At 66.4% G+C, this 16496-nt stretch carries 15 protein-coding genes; 5 read left to right on the forward strand and 10 right to left on the reverse strand.

Going from position 1 to position 16496, the window contains the following annotated elements; translation table 11 throughout:
• The 4 genes from ACZ60G_RS17190 to ACZ60G_RS17205 all read right to left on the reverse strand — a co-directional run bounded on the left by ACZ60G_RS17190 (nucleotide 1) and on the right by ACZ60G_RS17205 (nucleotide 4683).
• Nucleotides 1-1392, reverse strand: a complete 1392-nt coding sequence (locus ACZ60G_RS17190; protein ID WP_465811068.1) for a M1 family metallopeptidase — start codon at nucleotides 1390-1392, stop codon at nucleotides 1-3.
• A gap of 52 nt (nucleotides 1393-1444) precedes the next feature.
• On the reverse strand, nucleotides 1445-2080 hold the full coding sequence (locus tag ACZ60G_RS17195; RefSeq protein ID WP_063044420.1) for a LysE family translocator: 636 nt from the start codon (nucleotides 2078-2080) through the stop codon (nucleotides 1445-1447).
• Between the two features lie 39 nt (nucleotides 2081-2119).
• On the reverse strand, nucleotides 2120-2788 hold the full coding sequence (locus ACZ60G_RS17200; protein ID WP_465811069.1) for a DUF3239 domain-containing protein: 669 nt from the start codon (nucleotides 2786-2788) through the stop codon (nucleotides 2120-2122).
• A 236-nt stretch (nucleotides 2789-3024) separates the two neighbouring features.
• Nucleotides 3025-4683 (reverse strand): DNA repair helicase XPB, encoded by a 1659-nt coding sequence (locus ACZ60G_RS17205; protein ID WP_465811070.1) that lies wholly within the window; start codon nucleotides 4681-4683, stop codon nucleotides 3025-3027.
• Between the two features lie 246 nt (nucleotides 4684-4929).
• Here ACZ60G_RS17205 and ACZ60G_RS17210 point away from each other — a divergent pair, with 246 nt between their 5' ends.
• Nucleotides 4930-5574 carry a LysE family translocator gene (locus ACZ60G_RS17210; RefSeq protein WP_465811071.1) on the forward strand — a complete coding sequence of 215 codons (645 nt, stop codon included), beginning with the start codon at nucleotides 4930-4932 and terminating at the stop codon, nucleotides 5572-5574.
• A gap of 34 nt (nucleotides 5575-5608) precedes the next feature.
• Nucleotides 5609-6259, forward strand: a complete 651-nt coding sequence (locus ACZ60G_RS17215) for a trimeric intracellular cation channel family protein (RefSeq protein WP_465811072.1) — start codon at nucleotides 5609-5611, stop codon at nucleotides 6257-6259.
• Here ACZ60G_RS17215 and ACZ60G_RS17220 read toward each other — a convergent pair.
• A complete protein-coding gene (locus tag ACZ60G_RS17220; RefSeq protein ID WP_465811073.1) occupies nucleotides 6256-7434 on the reverse strand; it encodes a pyridoxal phosphate-dependent aminotransferase in 1179 nt (392 codons plus the stop codon). The genes ACZ60G_RS17215 and ACZ60G_RS17220 overlap by 4 nt on opposite strands.
• Before the next feature lie 176 nt (nucleotides 7435-7610).
• Between ACZ60G_RS17220 and ACZ60G_RS17225 the strand changes: the two genes are divergently transcribed.
• The gene (locus ACZ60G_RS17225; protein WP_040686425.1) at nucleotides 7611-7814 is read left to right on the forward strand and encodes a hypothetical protein; all 204 of its coding nucleotides are present in this window, start codon (nucleotides 7611-7613) and stop codon (nucleotides 7812-7814) included.
• Nucleotides 7815-7863: 49 nt separating this feature from the next.
• Here the strand turns inward: ACZ60G_RS17225 and ACZ60G_RS17230 are convergent, their stop codons facing one another.
• Nucleotides 7864-8784 carry a sigma-70 family RNA polymerase sigma factor gene (locus tag ACZ60G_RS17230; RefSeq protein WP_465811074.1) on the reverse strand — a complete coding sequence of 307 codons (921 nt, stop codon included), beginning with the start codon at nucleotides 8782-8784 and terminating at the stop codon, nucleotides 7864-7866.
• Between the two features lie 61 nt (nucleotides 8785-8845).
• Here ACZ60G_RS17230 and ACZ60G_RS17235 point away from each other — a divergent pair, with 61 nt between their 5' ends.
• A complete protein-coding gene (locus tag ACZ60G_RS17235; RefSeq protein WP_465811075.1) occupies nucleotides 8846-9415 on the forward strand; it encodes a GNAT family N-acetyltransferase in 570 nt (189 codons plus the stop codon).
• Between the two features lie 44 nt (nucleotides 9416-9459).
• On the forward strand, nucleotides 9460-10011 hold the full coding sequence (locus tag ACZ60G_RS17240; RefSeq protein WP_465811076.1) for a class I SAM-dependent methyltransferase: 552 nt from the start codon (nucleotides 9460-9462) through the stop codon (nucleotides 10009-10011).
• A gap of 39 nt (nucleotides 10012-10050) precedes the next feature.
• Here the strand turns inward: ACZ60G_RS17240 and ACZ60G_RS17245 are convergent, their stop codons facing one another.
• The 4 genes from ACZ60G_RS17245 to ACZ60G_RS17260 form a co-directional block, all read right to left on the reverse strand.
• Nucleotides 10051-11142, reverse strand: coding sequence for a 3-deoxy-7-phosphoheptulonate synthase (locus ACZ60G_RS17245; RefSeq protein WP_465811077.1), 1092 nt, complete (start codon nucleotides 11140-11142; stop codon nucleotides 10051-10053).
• A gap of 222 nt (nucleotides 11143-11364) precedes the next feature.
• The gene (locus ACZ60G_RS17250) at nucleotides 11365-11835 is read right to left on the reverse strand and encodes a carboxymuconolactone decarboxylase family protein (RefSeq protein WP_465811078.1); all 471 of its coding nucleotides are present in this window, start codon (nucleotides 11833-11835) and stop codon (nucleotides 11365-11367) included.
• A 166-nt stretch (nucleotides 11836-12001) separates the two neighbouring features.
• Nucleotides 12002-12880, reverse strand: coding sequence for an oxidoreductase (locus tag ACZ60G_RS17255; RefSeq protein WP_465811079.1), 879 nt, complete (start codon nucleotides 12878-12880; stop codon nucleotides 12002-12004).
• 51 nt (nucleotides 12881-12931) lie between these two features.
• On the reverse strand, nucleotides 12932-16429 hold the full coding sequence (locus ACZ60G_RS17260; RefSeq protein ID WP_465811080.1) for a non-ribosomal peptide synthetase: 3498 nt from the start codon (nucleotides 16427-16429) through the stop codon (nucleotides 12932-12934).
• Nucleotides 16430-16496: the final 67 nt, after the last annotated feature.

The raw sequence follows: 16496 nt of genomic DNA on the forward strand, positions 1-16496 counted from the left end.
TCAGCCGCGCAATGCGCCAGGGAAGAGGTACTCGTCCGGGGGCATTGTGGTGCGGTTCAGCCAGGCATCGAAGAAGCCGGTCAGATCGGTCGGGGATTTCGACTGCATGAAGGTACGAAACTCCGGCATCGAAGCATTCCCGTAAGCGTGGGCGGCGTTGAATTCCCGGACGGCCGCGAAGAATGCGTCGTCGCCGAGTTGTTTGCGCAGGGCGTGCAAGAACAGCGGGCCGCGATAGTAGACGGAGGTGAATTCATTTCCGACGCCCGGATTTTCCAGCGGGATATTCCAGAATTTCGGGTCGGAACGGTTCTTCTGAATGGTCCCGCGGTAGGCCGCGTCGACATCCTTTCCCTCCATCCGTTCCGGCCACAGGTAATCGGCGGTGTAGCTGGCGAAGCATTCGTTCAGGCATACATCGGACCATTGCCGCACCGACACCGAATTACCCCACCATTGGTGCGCGATTTCGTGCACCGCGGTCGGCAGGTCGGTCCACGGTGCGTAGATCGGACGGGTCTGGGTCTCCAGCGAGAACTCCAGATCCGCGTCGACGTAGATGCCACCCGCGGTATCGAACGGATAGGGACCGTAGAGCGCCTCTTCGAAGTCGATGATTTCGGGCAGGCGCTGCTCGGTTTCCCGATTGCGCTCCGCATTCTGGGCGAAGGCGCTGATCAGCGGGGTTCCGTTGGCACGGCGCTGTTCGAGGTAGCTGTAGTGATCGATCGCGACCGTGGTCAGGTAGCCGAGCACCGGTTGATGCGATTCCCAGGTGACGTTGCGCTGCGTACCGGCGACCGCGTTCTCGGTCCGCACACCGTTGGAAATCACCTCCCATTCCGCTGGAACCGATGCGTGCAGGGTGAAGGTGGCCTTGTCCAACGGGGTGTCGTTGAGCGGATACCAGGTGGTGGCCGAATGCGGTTCGCCCGCGACGAAGGCGCCGCCGCTGGGCGCGTAGGTCCAGCCCTCACCTTCGGTGTTCCTGGCTTGCCCTGCGTAGTCGACGGTCACCGTGAAGGGCAGGCCGGGCAACAGCGGCAGCAGTGGGGTCACGGTCAGTTCGTGGTCGCCATTGCGGTCGAAAGCGGCCGGCAGGTTGTTCACCGAGACCATGCGCACGTCCGGGCCGTTGAAGTCCAGATTGAACATCCGCAGGGGCTGGGTGGCGGTGGCGTCGATCGTGGTCGTGCCGGTGAGCTGATGGCTCGGCGGGTCATAGCCGATGGTGACCTCGTAGTGGCCGACGTCGTAGCCGCCATTGCCGTCCAGCGGGTAGTACGGATCGTCCAGACCCGGCGCGCCGACGAGCGGATCGGCGTTCGCCGGAACCGGGGCGGCGACCAGTGCGCCGACCACGGCCGCACACAACCAGCCGGACCACCTCATACGACCACCACCCCTTTCATGGCCCACCTGACCTCGGTGGATGGTAGTCGCTTCAGTCGGCGCTACCGCTGAGTGCCACCGACGCGCCGAGGCCGAAGATCATCGCACCACCCGCACCGCCGACCGCCTCCAGTCGTTGCGGCGAGCGCGCGAACCAGGTGCGGGCCGATGCGGCCAGCAGGCCCCAAGCGCTATCGGAGATCAATGCGATCGCCAGGAAGATGGAGCCGAGGATCAGGAATTGCAACTGCAGCGAACCCGCCGACGGTTCGGCGAAATGCGGCAGTACCGCCGAGAAGAAGACGATCGCCTTGGGATTGGTCAGCCCGACGAAGACGCTCTGCCGGAAGACCTTGGCATCGGCGGGGTCGAGCTGCGCGTTCAGCGCCGCCCGCAACGCCTTGCGCTCGCGGATCGCCTGGATGCCGAGGTACATCAGATAGAGCGCACCGGCGAACTTGACCACGGTGAGCGCGAGCGCCGAGGCCGCGAGCAGGGTGCCCAGGCCCACCGAGACCAGCAGTAGCGCGATGAAAACACCCGCGGAATGACCGAATACCGAGACCAAGGCGGCGCGGCGGCCGAGTGCGAGGGCCCGGCCGATGGTGAAGAGCACACCCGGTCCGGGGATGACGATGATGACAATCGATGCGGCGATGAAAGCCAGCAGGTTGGACGCCGGAACCATTTACCGAGTCTATTCTGCGGCGCAAGCGAATTCGGCTGATCAGGAACCCAGGTCACCGGGCAGCTGGTGCGGGTCGAGCAGCAACCGTTTGGCAGAGGTGCGCCGCACCTTGTCGGCGAGTTCCAGATTGTCGGTGAGCAATCGCCATTCGACCTCGCTGATGGCAGCCCGCGCCCGATCGATGACGGTGCCGTCACGGGTGCCCCAGGCGATCGGCATGGCGCTGACCGACTGCCAGCGCTCGCCGACCTGACGCGGCGCCCGATCGGTGCGCACCGCGACCGATGGCACCCGCTCACCCGCGCGCTTCTCGTGTCCCGGCAGATCCCTGACCTTCCTGATCACCAAGGCATAGCGCGGGTCGTGGGTCTCCGGTTTCGAGACATCGACCAGTGCGAGCAGCACCACCCCGCCCGGATGCGTTTCGGAGACGACCGCGGGGACCAGTTCACCGTCGGCATAGAGCTTGTCGATGCTGGAGCGGTGCGGTGTCCAGAACGCCACCCACAGCGCGACGACCGCGCCGAGTGCGAATGCGATCGCGAGCAGATAGGCCCACGGATGGTTGAGCCAGATCAGGAAAGCGGTGCCGAGTCCCAGCAGGACTGCGGCACCGATCGCCGCCGCTCGTTGTCGGCGCAAACCTGCGACGACTTCGTTGACCGCGCGGGCGTGCTTGCGGTCAACTATGAAATCGAAGCGTCGCACGTCACCATTCCTACAGCGTGTTGTACAGGTCGTCCAACACCACCCTTCTCGGGTGTTCCTACACCGTCGCCGATGCAGGTTCCTGTTTCACCGAGTCCGGTTTCGCCGTCCAACAGTGGTCGGCCAGAGCCAAACTCTCCACAGGCTTTGATAACCCGGCATCCCGCTTGGAGGTCCGGGGTGTCGTTGCGGACACGGGCGCTACTCTACCGAAGGGCACCGACAGGTTCCTCCGCTTATCCGATGGCCGGTCCCAGCAAGTCATCGGCATCCGTAATGCGATACGCGTAACCCTGTTCGGCGAGGAAACGCTGCCGGTGCGCGGCATATTCGGCGTCCAGGGTGTCACGTGCGACGACCGAATAGAAGTGGGCTTGGCCACCATCGTGTTTCGGCCGCAACAGTCGACCGAGCCGTTGCGCTTCTTCCTGACGCGAACCGAATGTTCCCGAAACCTGCACCGCGACAGATGCTTCGGGCAAATCGATGGAGAAGTTCGCGACCTTGCTCACCACCAGCACCGGAATCTCACCGCGCCGGAAGGCATCGAAAAGTTCTTCGCGCTCTTTGGTTTTCGTCGAACCTTGAATTACCGGCGCATTGAGATCCGCGCCGAGTTCGTCGAGTTGGTCCAGATACGCGCCGATCACCAAGGTCTGCGCATTCTTGTGCTGAGCCAGAATCGATTCCACCACAGGGATTTTCGTGCGCGCGGTCGAACAGAGCTTGTAGCGCTCCTCGGGCTCGGCGGTGGCGTAGGCCATCCGCTCGGCATCGGTGAGGGTGACCCGGACCTCGATGCAGTCGGCGGGCGCGATCCAGCCCTGCGCCTCGATGTCCTTCCACGGCGCGTCGTAGCGCTTGGGCCCGATCAGCGAGAACACATCGCCCTCGCGGCCGTCCTCGCGGACGAGGGTCGCGGTCAGACCGAGCCTGCGCCGCGATTGCAGATCGGCGGTCATCCGGAAGACCGGCGCGGGCAGCAGGTGCACCTCGTCGTAGATGACCAGGCCCCAATCGCGGCTGTCGAAGAGTTCGAGGTGCTTGTACTCGCCCTTGGTGCGGCGGGTGATCACCTGATAGGTGGCGATGGTGACCGGACGGATTTCCTTGCGCTCGCCGGAGTATTCGCCGATTTCTTCCTCGGTCAACGAGGTTCGGGCAAGCAGCTCACGCCGCCACTGCCGTCCGGCCACCGTATTGGTGACCAGGATCAGCGTCGTGGCCTGCGCCTTGGCCATCGCGGCCGCGCCGACCATCGTCTTGCCCGCACCACACGGCAGCACCACGACACCCGAACCACCGGCCCAGAACGAATCTGCCGCCATCTCCTGGTAATCGCGCAGATGCCACTTCCCGCCGGTGTAATCCAGCTCGATCGGATGTGCCTCGCCGTCGACGTAGCCCGCCAGATCCTCGGCCGGCCAGCCGATCTTCAGCAGCATCTGTTTGATCCGGCCGCGCTCGGACGGATGCACGACCACGGTGTCCTCATCGACGCGGGCGCCGAGCATCGGGGCGATCTTCTTGTGCCGCAGCACTTCCTCGAGCACCGCGCGATCCAGACTGACCAGCATCAACCCGTGCGCTGGATTCTTCACCAGCTGCAACCGGCCGTACCTGGCCATGGTGTCCACGATGTCGACCAGCAGCGGCTGCGGCACCGCATACCGCGAGTAGCTGACCAGGGCATCCACCACCTGCTCGGCATCATGACCCGCCGCCCGCGCATTCCACAGCGCCAGTGGCGTCACCCGATAGGTGTGCACATGCTCCGGCGCCCGCTCCAATTCCGCGAACGGCGCAATGGCCTGCCGCGCCACCCCGGCCAACTCGTGGTCGACCTCCAAGAGCAGCGTCTTGTCACTCTGAACGATCAGCGGACCGTCGGTCACAGTCTCTCCTCGTATACGGCGCGTCCGGCATTGTCGGATCGCTCGTGCGACTCCGGCCCATTCTCCCCGACACCACCGACAACCCATCGGATGCGGCATCGATCCTGCCTCCGACGGGCCTAGCTCGCGTCGGCTTCGCACATACAGCGTGCGAGCGGCCTGTTTTGTTCCGGGACGATGACGCCAGTCCACCACCGCCCAACTGGCCCGCGACGAATGCGGCGCATGTGCACGAGTATCGAGAGCATGATCGAGACTGCGGCGATTCTGGGAGTGGCGGCGGCCGCGTTGGGGATGGTGCTGACACCGGGACCGAACATGATGTATCTGGTATCGCGCAGTGTTTCGCAGGGACGGCGGGCCGGATTGGTGTCGCTCGGGGGCGTCGCGGCCGGATTCGGGGTCTACTTGGCGGCGGCCACAGCGGGGATCACCGCGGTGTTCGCAGTCGTGCCCGGGCTGTATCTGGCGGTGAAGCTGGCGGGCGCGGGATACCTGCTGTGGCTGGCCTGGCAGGCAGTGCGGCCCGGCGGGACCTCGGTCTTCGCACCCGCCGAGTTGCCCCCGGATCCGACGCGGCGATTGTTCACCATGGGCTTGGTCACCAATCTGCTGAATCCGAAGATCGCGATCATGTACATGGCCTTGATCCCGCAGTTCGTGACGCCCGAGCGCGGCCGGGTGTGGTTGCAGAGTCTGTGCCTCGGGTCGGTGCAGATCGCGGTGGCATTGACGGTGAACGGGCTGATCGTGCTGGGTGCGGGCGGGATCGCCGCCTTCCTGACCGGTCGGCCGCTGTGGTTGCGGATCCAGCGCTATTTCATGGGCACGATGCTCGGCGGGATCGCGGTACTGGTCGCGACCGACCGTGCGCGGCCGATGCCTGCCTGAGCCCGGGTGCCGCTGGATATGTGATCGTGTGCGCATGGCGCATTTCGATGCCGCGGTGAATACCGCGCAGCATATCGGGGAGCTGTTCGGCGTCTTCGCCTTCGCGACCTCGGGGGCGCTGCTCGCGGTGCGGCGCGGATTCGACGTATTCGGGATCGTGGTGCTGGCCTGCAGTACGGCGCTGGGTGGCGGTGTCATTCGGGATCTGGTAATCGGCCGCACACCTCCCGCGTCGTTCGTCGATCTCAGTTACCTGTGGACCGCGCTGCTCGCGGCCGCGGTCATCTTCTTCTGGCATCCGTCGCCGCGCGTGACCGGCGGCCCGCTGGGGGTGGCCGATGCCTTCGGGCTTGGGCTGTTCTGCGTGACCGGCACGGTGATCGCCTACAACCACGGTCTCGGCGCGCCCTCGGCCACACTGCTCGGATTGGTCACCGCGATCGGCGGCGGAGTGATCCGCGATCTGCTCGGCGGACAGACGCCGAGTGTGCTGATACCCGAGCAGATCTATGCGGTACCAGCACTTTTCGGTGCCACGGCGACCGCGACGCTACTGCATTTCAATGCCTACAACCCGATCACCGGCGCCTGCGCCGCGCTCGGCGCCATCGTATTTCGCCTGCTCGCGATGCGGTACGACTGGCACGCACCGCAGGCGCGACGGCGTCCACAGGACCGGGCCTAGCCCACCCGAACACCCGCGCGGAGTCGGCGCACGCCCTCGTCGAGGGTTTCGTCGCGTTTGCAGAATGTGAAGCGCACCAGGTGATTCCACGCATCGACGTGGTCGGCGAAGGCGAGGAGCGGCACGGCCGCGACACCCAGCCGAGCCGGTAGTTCCCGGCAAAAAGCCAAGCCGTCGGTTGCGCCGAGCGGTGTGATGTCCGCGCAGATGAAATAGCCGCCCGCACTCTCCTTCACCCCGAAGCCGGTGTCCTTCAGCGCGGCGGCGAGCCGGAGCCGCTTGTCCGACAGCGTGTCTCGCAGTGCGGCGACCCAGTCGAGTTCATTGTTCAGCGCGTGCGCGACGGCCGGCTGGAACGGCCCACCCGCCACGAAGGTCAGGAACTGTTTGGCCGCGAGCACGCCGTCGATGAGTTCGGCCGGACCGAGCGCCCAGCCGGTCTTCCAACCGGTGACGCTGAAAGTCTTTGCCGCGCTGGACACCACGACGGTGCGCTCGGCCATACCGGGCAGGGTGGCGAGGCTGATGTGCTCGTTGCCGTCGTAGACGAGATGTTCGTAGACCTCGTCGGTGAGCACCAATAGGTCGTGTTCGCAGGCGATTTCGGCGATCGCGGTCAAATCGGCGCGGTCGAGTACGGTGCCGGTCGGGTTGTGCGGTGAATTGACGATCAGCATCCTGGTCGCGGGCGTGATGGCGGCGCGCAGGCTGTCCAGGTCGAGTACGAAGCGGTCACCGTCGGCGACGAGATGGGCCGTGCGCCGTCGCGCTCCGGCCAGCGCGACCGCGGCCGCATAGGAGTCGTAGTAGGGCTCGATCAGCACGACCTCTCGGCCGGGCTCCACCAGGCCGAGCACGGCGGCACTGATCGCCTCCGTCGCACCGACCGTGACCAGGACCTGCGTGTCCGGGTCGTACTGGGTGCCGTAGCGGCGGGCCCGGTCGGCGGCGATCGCGCGCCGCAGGATCGGCATACCGCGGCCGGGCGGGTACTGGTTCAGCCCGTCGGCAATGGCCTGACGGGCGACCTCGAGCATGCCCGCGGGTCCGTCGGTATCCGGAAAGCCCTGACCCAGGTTGATCGCCTCGTGCCGGACGGCTAATTCGGTCATCTCCGCGAAGATCGTGGAGGCGAAGGGGCGCAAGCGGGTGACGGTCGCGGGTTGCGAGGACATATCCGGAGAGTAGCCCAGCGATCGCCATTGTTGCCAACAGATAGCGAAAGGCTATATTTCACTTTTGAATTGGCCCCTCTACCTGCATGGTTGTGCGGTGTCCCAACGGCGGCTAGCCTCGCCGTGTTCTACCTCACAAACCGCCGACCTGCGGCGGTAGCTCGAAAGGGGCGCTTATGGCCTCGTATCTGGACCTGGTACTGCAGCCGGCCGCGTCGGAGGTCGCCGGAACGGTACTGGGTTTCCTGCGAAATATCGCACACGACCTGATCGCCGGCTTCGGCTCGTCCACCGGCGATTGGTTCAACGGCTCGTCGACCGGCAATAGCGGCACCGGATCGTCGACCGGGGACTGGTTCCTGGGCTCGTCAACGCCGTAATCCGATGGCGGTGTCAGGCCTGGCGATGAGGGCCCGGCCTGGCACCGTCTCACCCCAGACGGACGTGGGACAGTTTCTCTGGATTCGCGAGATCGTAGGTACCCCAGACCAATCCGTCACGAACCGCGAATCCGATCACACGGGGCGGACCTTCGAGCCGACCGTAACCGGGGCCGACCCGATACACGACCAAACCCAATTGCCCATTGACCGTGGCGAATTCGAATTCCAGTGTCGGCTCCGAGGAGCCGTCCATACCATACCTGCGCATCAGTCCGACAAGGAAGCGGGCGACCTTGTCCGCACCGGCGATGACATTGATCGCGGTAGACGTGGTGCCGTTCGCATCGCCGATTATTACCGAATCCGGGTGTAGCGCAGCGGTTATGGCGGCGATATCACCTGCGGACAGCGCGGCGATGAAATTGCGCACCGCGGCCGCGTGCTCGACATCAGGGACCGGCGGCGGGGCCTGCGCGACGGACTTCCTGGCCCGCACGGCCAGCTGGCGCGCCGCCTCCACCGAAATGCCGAGGATTTCCGCGATCTCGTCGAACGGCACCGAAAGCCCGTCGTGCAGAACGAATGCCACGCGCTGCGGCGGCGTCAGACTCTCCAGCACCACCAAAGCGGCGAGACTGCATTCCTGTTTACGGACCACCGCCTCGAGCGGATCCGGCATGGTCGATGGCGTGGTACCGGTCACGACCGGCTCCGGAAGCCACTGCCCGACATAGGTTTCCCGGCGCACCGCGGCACTGCGCAGGCGGTCCAGGCAGATTCGGCTGACCACGGTGGTCAGCCACCCACGCAGATCCTCGATCTCGGATTGATGCGCACCGGCCAGCCGCAGCCAACTCTCCTGCACCGCGTCCTCGGCGTCGCCCGCACTGCCCGTCAGCCGGTAGGCGACCGAGAGCAGATGCGCCCGATGCGATTCGAACAAGTCGGCGAGAAGAGCGGCAACCATCGGGCTGATTCTACGTTCCGCGCTGATCGGCCCGACGAGCCGGTCATGACACCATGATCATATGGAGGATCATCCGCTATCCGACACAACCATCTGGTTGTCGCGGCCGACCGAGGCCGATATCGACGATATCGTCGCATGCTGCCAGGAGCCCAGCATTGCCGAGTGGGTGACGATTCCGATTCCGTATCACCGGAAGAATGCCGAATCCTTCCTCGACGATATGGTCGCGCCCGGCTGGGCCACCCGCAGTCCGATCTGGGCGCTGCGGACGCGGGCCGACGGTCCGGTGGTCGGCATGATCGATCTCAACGCGCGCGACGAATCGGCATCGGAAATCGGCTTCTGGCTGGTCTCCGCGGAACGCGGACGCGGGCTGATGTCTCGTGCGGTCGCCCTGGTGTGCGAATTCGGTCTCCAGCCGACAGGATTGGGGCTGAGCCGGATCAACTGGCGCGCCTTCGTCGGCAATCACGCCTCGGCCGCGGTGGTCCGCCGCAATGGTTTTCACTACGAGGGCATGGCGCGCCTCGGCAGTATGCAGCGCGGCAGCCGCCGAGACACCTGGCTGGGCGGACGGCTGGCGACGGACCCACCCGGCCCGGTCTCGGATTGGCCGCCCGGGATCTGACGGAACCGCCGACCGGGGCCGCGCAACAGTCGTAGATTGCCCATATGGCGGTCGATGCCCGGTTCGAGTGGATCGCCGAAACCATGCACCTGCGGCCCGACGACCGGATCCTGGAAATCGGTCCCGGCTCCAGCGACTCGATCGCGTACCTGGCCGCACAGCTGGACGGCGGTCGGATCGTCGGCGTGGACCGTTCGCCGACGGCCATCGCCCGCGCGGCGAAACGCCATGCCGCACTGATCAAATGCGGCAAGGTCCACCTGTTGCACGCCGGACTGGAACAGCTCGACCGAGCCCGGGTACTCGCCGAAATCGGATCGGCCCGCGGCTTCGACAAGGTTGTCGCCGTCAACGTGAATCTGTTCTGGACCAAGCGGCCGACCGCCGAACTCGCGCTGATCCGGCAGGTCCTCGCGCCCGGCGGCACGCTGTATCTGTTCTACGGATACGGACAACCGGACGGACCCCGCGGCACCGGTCCGAAACCCGCACCCGGACATCTCATCGATTATCTGGCCATCGCGGGCTTCGACGGCGCCACCGTCTGCTCCGGCGATATCCTCGGCGTCGTCGCGAAACCGCGGCGAAATCCGTAGCCGCGCCCCGGCTTTCACCGGGGCGACAGGCTCGGAGTATCAGTGATCGCGGCGCTGCTGCACCGCTTCGGCGAGGCGATCGAGCTGGGCGGCCGTGGTCTCCCAATCGATGCAGGCGTCGGTGATGGACTGCCCGTAGGTCAGCGCGTCGGCGTGCCCGAGGGTCAGATCCTGGCGGCCCGCGACGAGGAAGCTCTCCAGCATCACGCCGACCACGCCCGGCTCGCCCGCGGCCAACCGGCCTGCGATATCGGTGACCACATCGACCTGCTTGTTGTGATCCTTATTGCTGTTGCCGTGGCTGGCGTCCACCACGATCCGCTCGGGTAGCGATGCCTTCTCCAACCGGATACAGGCCTCGCGGACCGAGGCGGCGTCGTAGTTCGGGCCGGTGCTGCCGCCCCGCAGGATCACATGGCAGTCCGGATTGCCGGTGGTGCGGATCAGCGCCGAGCGGCCGTCCAAGTCGGTGCCTGGGAAAACGTGGCTGGCAGCGGCGGCCCGCACACCGTCGACGGCCACTTGCACATCGCCGTCGGTGCCGTTCTTGATGCCGACCGGCATGGACAGTGCGCTGCTGAGCTGGCGGTGCACCTGGCTGGCCGCGGTGCGCGCGCCGATGGCGCCGTAGGAGACCAGGTCCGCGATGTACTGCGGGGTGATCGGGTCGAGGAATTCACAAGCCACCGGCAGACCGAGGGCGGTGATATCGACCAGCAGCTTGCGGCCGATGCCAAGTCCGGTGTTCACGTCGAAGGAACCGTCCAGGTGCGGATCGTTGATCAGCCCCTTCCACCCAAGGGTGGTGCGCGGCTTCTCGAAGTACACCCGCATCACGACGTGTAGCCGATCGTCGAGTTCGGCCGCCTTGGCGGCCAGGCGGCGGGCGTAGTCCAGCGCGGCGGCCGGATCGTGGACCGAACACGGTCCGACGATCACCATCAGGCGATCGTCGGCACCGTTGAGCACATCGACGGTGGCTTTGCGACCGGCTCGGACCACGTCGGCCAGCACATCGGTGATTCGATGCACCTGGCGCACCTCGGCCGGTGAGCGCAACGGGCTCACGCTGAGGGTGCGTTGGTCGTCCAGATCGGAATGCCGCGCGTCGACGTCGGCTGCGGTAGTCATCGTATGTGGGTTCCTTTACTTCAAGGCCGACCCACGGACGTGAAACCCGTCGAGCCGGTCCATCATCCGGCTCGGGGTGGAAAATGAGGTCAGCGCAAATGGTTGCCGCAGACCGACCCACCCAGGGCCGGCTTGCTAAACCAGAAATAGACGCGCTGCACGACGGTGACTGTACCAGGGACTATCCCGAGGTAACCGCAAGGCCAACATTCGTGCCGAAGCTCACCCCAGCTGACCGGGGACGTAACCACCGGCCGGGGTGCGGACGATGACATTCATCCGGTTCCACGCGTTGATCGTCGCGATGGCCGCGATGAGGGCCGCGGTCTGATCGTCGTCGTAGTGCTTGCGCACCTGCTCCCAGGTCTCGTCACTGACGCCACGGCCGTCACCGATGCGGGTGGCCTCTTCGGTGAGGGCGAGGGCGGCGCGCTCGGCCTCGGTGAAGACGGTGGCCTCGTGCCAGGCGGCGATCAGGTTGATTCGCACGGCGGTCTCGCCCGCGTGCGCGGCATCCTTGGTGTGCATATCGACGCACATGCCGCAGCCGTTGATCTGGCTGGCGCGGATCTTGACCAGTTCGTAGGTGGCGGCGGGCAGGGAGGACCCGTCGACGACCTTGCCCGCGGTGACGAGCCGCTTGACGTAGCTACCGGCGACGGGGTTGGCGTAGAGGTTGAAGCGCTGTTCCATGATCTGTGCCTTCCATTCGGTTGGGTTCACAGAGAGGACGACGCGGCCCAGCCCAGTGTGACATCGACGGATATGACCTGGATCACGAGACCGCAGCCACTTGCAGGACGGCACCCCCGATCGAGCCGAGGCCCAACCGAGTTTGCTTGTGCCGCAACAGACTCGGCTACTTGCCGAAGGTGTAGGTGACGCCGGTCAGCTTCTCCGACAGCTCCCACAGGCCGCGCGCGACCTGCTCGTCCTTGGACGCGGCGGTGGAACCGGACAGCCCGGGATAGCCGCGCATGCCGCCCCATCCGTCCGGACCATAGAACGCGCCCGGCTCGACCTGCTCGGTCGCCGCATAGATCTCCGGCAGCGCACCCATTTCGGCGCCCTGCGCCAGCAGCCGGTTGCCCAGCGCCATGACCGTGTCCAGGATGGATTCGGTATGCGACTGCAGTTCCGTTGCGGCATAGCCGGGATGGGCGGCCACCGAAATCTTCGACGAACCCGCCGCGGTCAGCCTGCGCTGCAACTCGTAGGCGAACATCAGATTGGCCAACTTCGCCTGGCCATAGGCGGACCAGCGCTGGTACTTGCGGCGCTCCCAGTTCAGGTCGTCCAGATCGATCTTGCCGGCCCGGTGCGCAAAGCTGGAGACCGTGACCACCCGGTCCGAGATCTTTTCCAGCAGTAGCCCGGTCAGCGCGAAGTGACCGAGATGGTTTGTGCCGATCTGCATTTCGAAGCCGTCGGCGGTCCGCCGTTGCGGCACCGCCATCACACCCGCGTTATTGATCAGTACGTCGGCCCGGTCCACCGCATCGGCGAACGCACGCACCGAGGCCAGATCCGCGAGATCGAGTTCGCGCACCTCGGCCCGCGCACCGATCTCACCTGCCACTTTCTCGCCCTTGGCCAGATTCCGACAGGCCAGGACCACCTGCGCACCCGCCCCGGCCAGCGCACGCACCGTCGCCGCCCCCAGCCCGCTGTTCGCGCCGGTGACGATGATCGTGCGGCCACTCTGATCGGGAATGTTCGAGGTATCCCAATGGCTCATGACCCGGAAGTCTAGTGCGCGCGGCGACCGTTCTCAGGCAATGCGCACAGGTCACGCCTGGGCCAGGATCTCCTCGTCGGTCATCGCCACCACCTCCAGGTACAACTTGGCGACGGCGTCCAGGCGATCGGGCGTGCCACGACCGGTCTCCCGTTCGACCAGCCGCCCGGCCAACCCGGCCACCGTCCGGCCGACGAGCAGATCGGCGACCAGCGCGTGGTCGACCTCGAGCCATTCGCGGATCCTGGCGACGGCCGTGGTGGCCAGCACCGAGTCACCGCCCGCGCCGAAGAAATCGTCGTGCACGCCGATGCGCTCGGTACCGAGCACCTCGGCGACGATCGTGGCCAGTGCGGCCTCCAGCGGCGTGCGCGGGCGCGCGTCCACCGCTTCGGACGCGTCGGGTTCCAGCAGTGCCACCACCGCGCGACGATCCAGCTTGCCGTTATCGGTCAACGGCATCTGCTCGAAGATCTCGATGCGAGTGGGAATCATGTAGCCGGGCAAGAGATCTCGCACCGCCGCGACAATCTCCTCGGCGGAGCCGACCTCGCCCGAAACCGCCGCCACCAGCTTAGGCGCGCCCTTGCCGACCACGGCGGCCACCGCGTGCCGAACCCCCGGCGCGGTACGCAGTCCGCTTTCCACCTCGCCCAATTCCACCCGGTAGCCGCGGATCTGGACCTGATGGTCGGCGCGACCGAGGAATTCGATGGTGCCGTCGGGCCAGTAGCGCGCCATATCACCGGTGCGGTACCAGCGGAGATCGTCGTGGACGACGAACCGTTCCGCGGTGCGCTCCGGATCATTGCGATAGCCCGCCGCGACATTCGCCCCGCCGACCCAGAATTCGCCGGGCACCCAATCCGGGCAGTCGCGGCCCGCCGAATTCACCACGCGGCAGCGCACATTGCGCAGTGGCACGCCGAACGGGACGGTGGCCCAATGCGCGGGCGGGTCGGCGACCTCGCAAATGGTGTTGTGGATGGAGGTTTCGGTGGCGCCGCCCAACCCGGAGAACCGGCAGTCCGGCACCTGCCGGGCCAGCCGCCGCGCCAGATCCGCGCCGACCCAGTCACCGCCGAGGGTGACCGCGCGCAACGAATCGCCGAGGTGGTCACCGCCGATCTCCAGGATCATGTCGAGCATGCTCGGCACACAGTTGAGGATCGAAACCCGGTGGTGGGTCAGTAGTTCCACCCAACTGGTCGCCTCCTCGCGCTGCGTGGCCGACAGCGCGACCACCGAGCCGCCGACGGCGAACATGCCGAACATGTCGTAGACGGAGGCGTCGAATTCCAGCGCGGACAGTCCGAGCACCCGGTCGGCCGGGCCGACCTCGAACCACTCGTTCACCGCGTCGATGGTGTTCATAGCACCGCGGTGCGGCACGTCGACACCCTTCGGCACACCGGTGGAGCCGGAGGTGAACAGCACATAGGCGATCGACTCCCGATCCGGAATCACCGGCTCGGCCAACGGATTCGGATGAGTACGCGCCGCCGAAAGCGGCAGACACGTGATATCCGGGCGACCCATGTCGGCGCCGTCGACGGTGAGCGCGGCGACCACGTCACCGGTGCGCAGGATCTCCGCGCGCCGCGCGACCGGCTGATCGAAACCGATGGGCACATAGGCCGCACCCGCCGCGAGCACACCGAGTACGGCGAGGATCTGATCCGGGCCCTTCGGCAGCTGCACCGCGACGGTCGCACCCGGCCGCGCTCCGATTTCGCGCAGCGCCGCCGCCACCGAAAGCGCTTGTGCGGCAAGTTCGGCATAGCTCCAGCTGCCATCCACGCCGTCGCGGCGCCACAGCACCGCCAGTGCGTCGGGCGTGCTGCTGGCATGGTCGAAGAAGCCCTGGTGCAGCGCCCGTCCGGACACCGGACCGTCGGTCGCGTTCACCGCGGCGCGCACGGCGGCCTGGGCGACCGGCAGGTGCACCGCGGCCTCCGCGATCCAGCCCGCCTCGCCCGCGCCCAGCCTGCCGATGGCCTCGGTGTAGCTGGCGAACATGGCGTCGATCATTCCGGCGGGGAACGCGGATTCGCGCACGTCCCAGTTGAGCAGCAGCCCGCCACGCACCTCGGTGACCTGCGCGTCCAACAGCACCTGCGGGCCCTGCGAGATGATCCAGACCGGCTCGCCGAAGGTCTCGGTGACCGAGGTCGCGAACAGCTCGCCCAGGTTGAGCGCGCTGGTGTAGACGATCGGCGCGAGCACCGGCTCGCCGCGGTGCCTGCCCAGATCGCGCAGCACCTCCAGCCCGGAATACGCGGTGTGCGAGCCGCTTTCGTGCATCGCACGCTGTAGTGCTTTCGCCCGCTCGGTGACCGTCACGTTCTCGGTGACGTCCACCTCCAACATGATCGAGGAGGTGAAATCGCCGATCACCCGGTCGATAACCGGATGCACCGGCTCCCGGTGGAACAGCGGCACATTCAGCAGGAAGCGGCTCTGCGCCGACCAGCCGCCGATGGTCTCGGCGAATACCGCGGCCAACGCCATTGCCGGTGTGATGCCGCGGGCGTGCGCGGCGGCGAGCAGCCGCTCCTTGGCTTCCGGCTCCAACCAGTGGTCGTAACGGACGGTCCGATGCGGTTCGGCGCGCTCGCTGACCGGAATGGTCGGCAACTCCGGTGCGCCGGGCAGCTCCGGCAGCCGATCGCGCCACCACTGCTTATCGCGTTCCCTGGCAACGGCATCCACCGTGCGCTCGGTGCGATACCGGCGATAGCTGTAGCCCTGCGGCGGCACCGTGCGGCCGTGGTAGAGCTCGGCGAGGTCGGCGACGAGCACGCGGTAGCTCATCGCGTCACCCGCGATCATGTCGACATCGAGATGCAGCCGGGTACGACCGTCGGCGAGCAAGCTCAGCGTCACATCGAGCACCCGCCCCTCCTCGATGGCCAGCCGCTGATGAGTCTTGCTGTCGCGCAACCGCTCCAGCTCGGCCTCGGCCGCCGCGGGAGCGTGCGCGCGCAGATCGACGACCGAGAACACCGGCCGACCCGGATTGAGAATGGTCTGCTGGGTGCCGTCGGGGAGGAACCTGGTGCGCAGCATCGGATGCACGGCAACGAGATCCGTCACCGCCCGCGCCAATCGTTCGGCATCGACCTCGGCACCGTCGAATTCGACATACAGGTGCGCGGCGACACCGCCGAGATCCTGTTCCTCGGAGCGACCGATCCAGTAGGCGTGCTGCATCGACCCCAACGGGAACGGCGCGAATTCGTCCTCGGGATCAAGGTTTTCGACAGGTTCGACCTCCGGAACCGCCGCGACGGATTCGTCGACGCCGAGCAACCGCGACCACTCCGCGACCGACGGCGCCGCAGCCAACTGCGCGAAGTTGATCTCCAGCCCACGCTTGCGCCAGCCACCCGCCAACTTCATGGTGCGAATGGAGTCCAATCCGAGCTGGATCAGATCATCGCCGTCTGCGATCGTCTCGACCGGTACATCGAGCTGCTTCGCAATAGCCGCGCGGATTTCCTCCCGGCCGATCCCCGCCTCGTCCCCCGGTCGCTGTGCTGGCTCCATCTGGCGCTGTCACTCCTTGGTCGCCGCCGCATCCGGCGGATCGAGACTGCTCGGCGGTAGCCTATCG

This window comes from Nocardia sp. NPDC102475 (assembly GCF_055584605.1).

Excerpts from the sequence above, each read along its gene's own strand:
- ACZ60G_RS17190 (WP_465811068.1), bottom strand. The coding sequence starts at position 1,392 with ATGAGGTGGTCCGGCTGGTTGTGTGCGGCCGTGGTCGGCGCACTGGTC.
- ACZ60G_RS17195 (WP_063044420.1), bottom strand. The coding sequence starts at position 2,080 with ATGGTTCCGGCGTCCAACCTGCTGGCTTTCATCGCCGCATCGATTGTC.
- ACZ60G_RS17210 (WP_465811071.1), top strand. The coding sequence starts at position 4,930 with ATGATCGAGACTGCGGCGATTCTGGGAGTGGCGGCGGCCGCGTTGGGG.
- ACZ60G_RS17215 (WP_465811072.1), top strand. The coding sequence starts at position 5,609 with ATGGCGCATTTCGATGCCGCGGTGAATACCGCGCAGCATATCGGGGAG.
- ACZ60G_RS17220 (WP_465811073.1), bottom strand. The coding sequence starts at position 7,434 with ATGTCCTCGCAACCCGCGACCGTCACCCGCTTGCGCCCCTTCGCCTCC.
- ACZ60G_RS17225 (WP_040686425.1), top strand. The coding sequence starts at position 7,611 with ATGGCCTCGTATCTGGACCTGGTACTGCAGCCGGCCGCGTCGGAGGTC.
- ACZ60G_RS17230 (WP_465811074.1), bottom strand. The coding sequence starts at position 8,784 with ATGGTTGCCGCTCTTCTCGCCGACTTGTTCGAATCGCATCGGGCGCAT.
- ACZ60G_RS17235 (WP_465811075.1), top strand. The coding sequence starts at position 8,846 with ATGGAGGATCATCCGCTATCCGACACAACCATCTGGTTGTCGCGGCCG.
- ACZ60G_RS17240 (WP_465811076.1), top strand. The coding sequence starts at position 9,460 with ATGGCGGTCGATGCCCGGTTCGAGTGGATCGCCGAAACCATGCACCTG.
- ACZ60G_RS17245 (WP_465811077.1), bottom strand. The coding sequence starts at position 11,142 with ATGACTACCGCAGCCGACGTCGACGCGCGGCATTCCGATCTGGACGAC.
- ACZ60G_RS17250 (WP_465811078.1), bottom strand. The coding sequence starts at position 11,835 with ATGGAACAGCGCTTCAACCTCTACGCCAACCCCGTCGCCGGTAGCTAC.
- ACZ60G_RS17255 (WP_465811079.1), bottom strand. The coding sequence starts at position 12,880 with ATGAGCCATTGGGATACCTCGAACATTCCCGATCAGAGTGGCCGCACG.
- ACZ60G_RS17260 (WP_465811080.1), bottom strand. The coding sequence starts at position 16,429 with ATGGAGCCAGCACAGCGACCGGGGGACGAGGCGGGGATCGGCCGGGAG.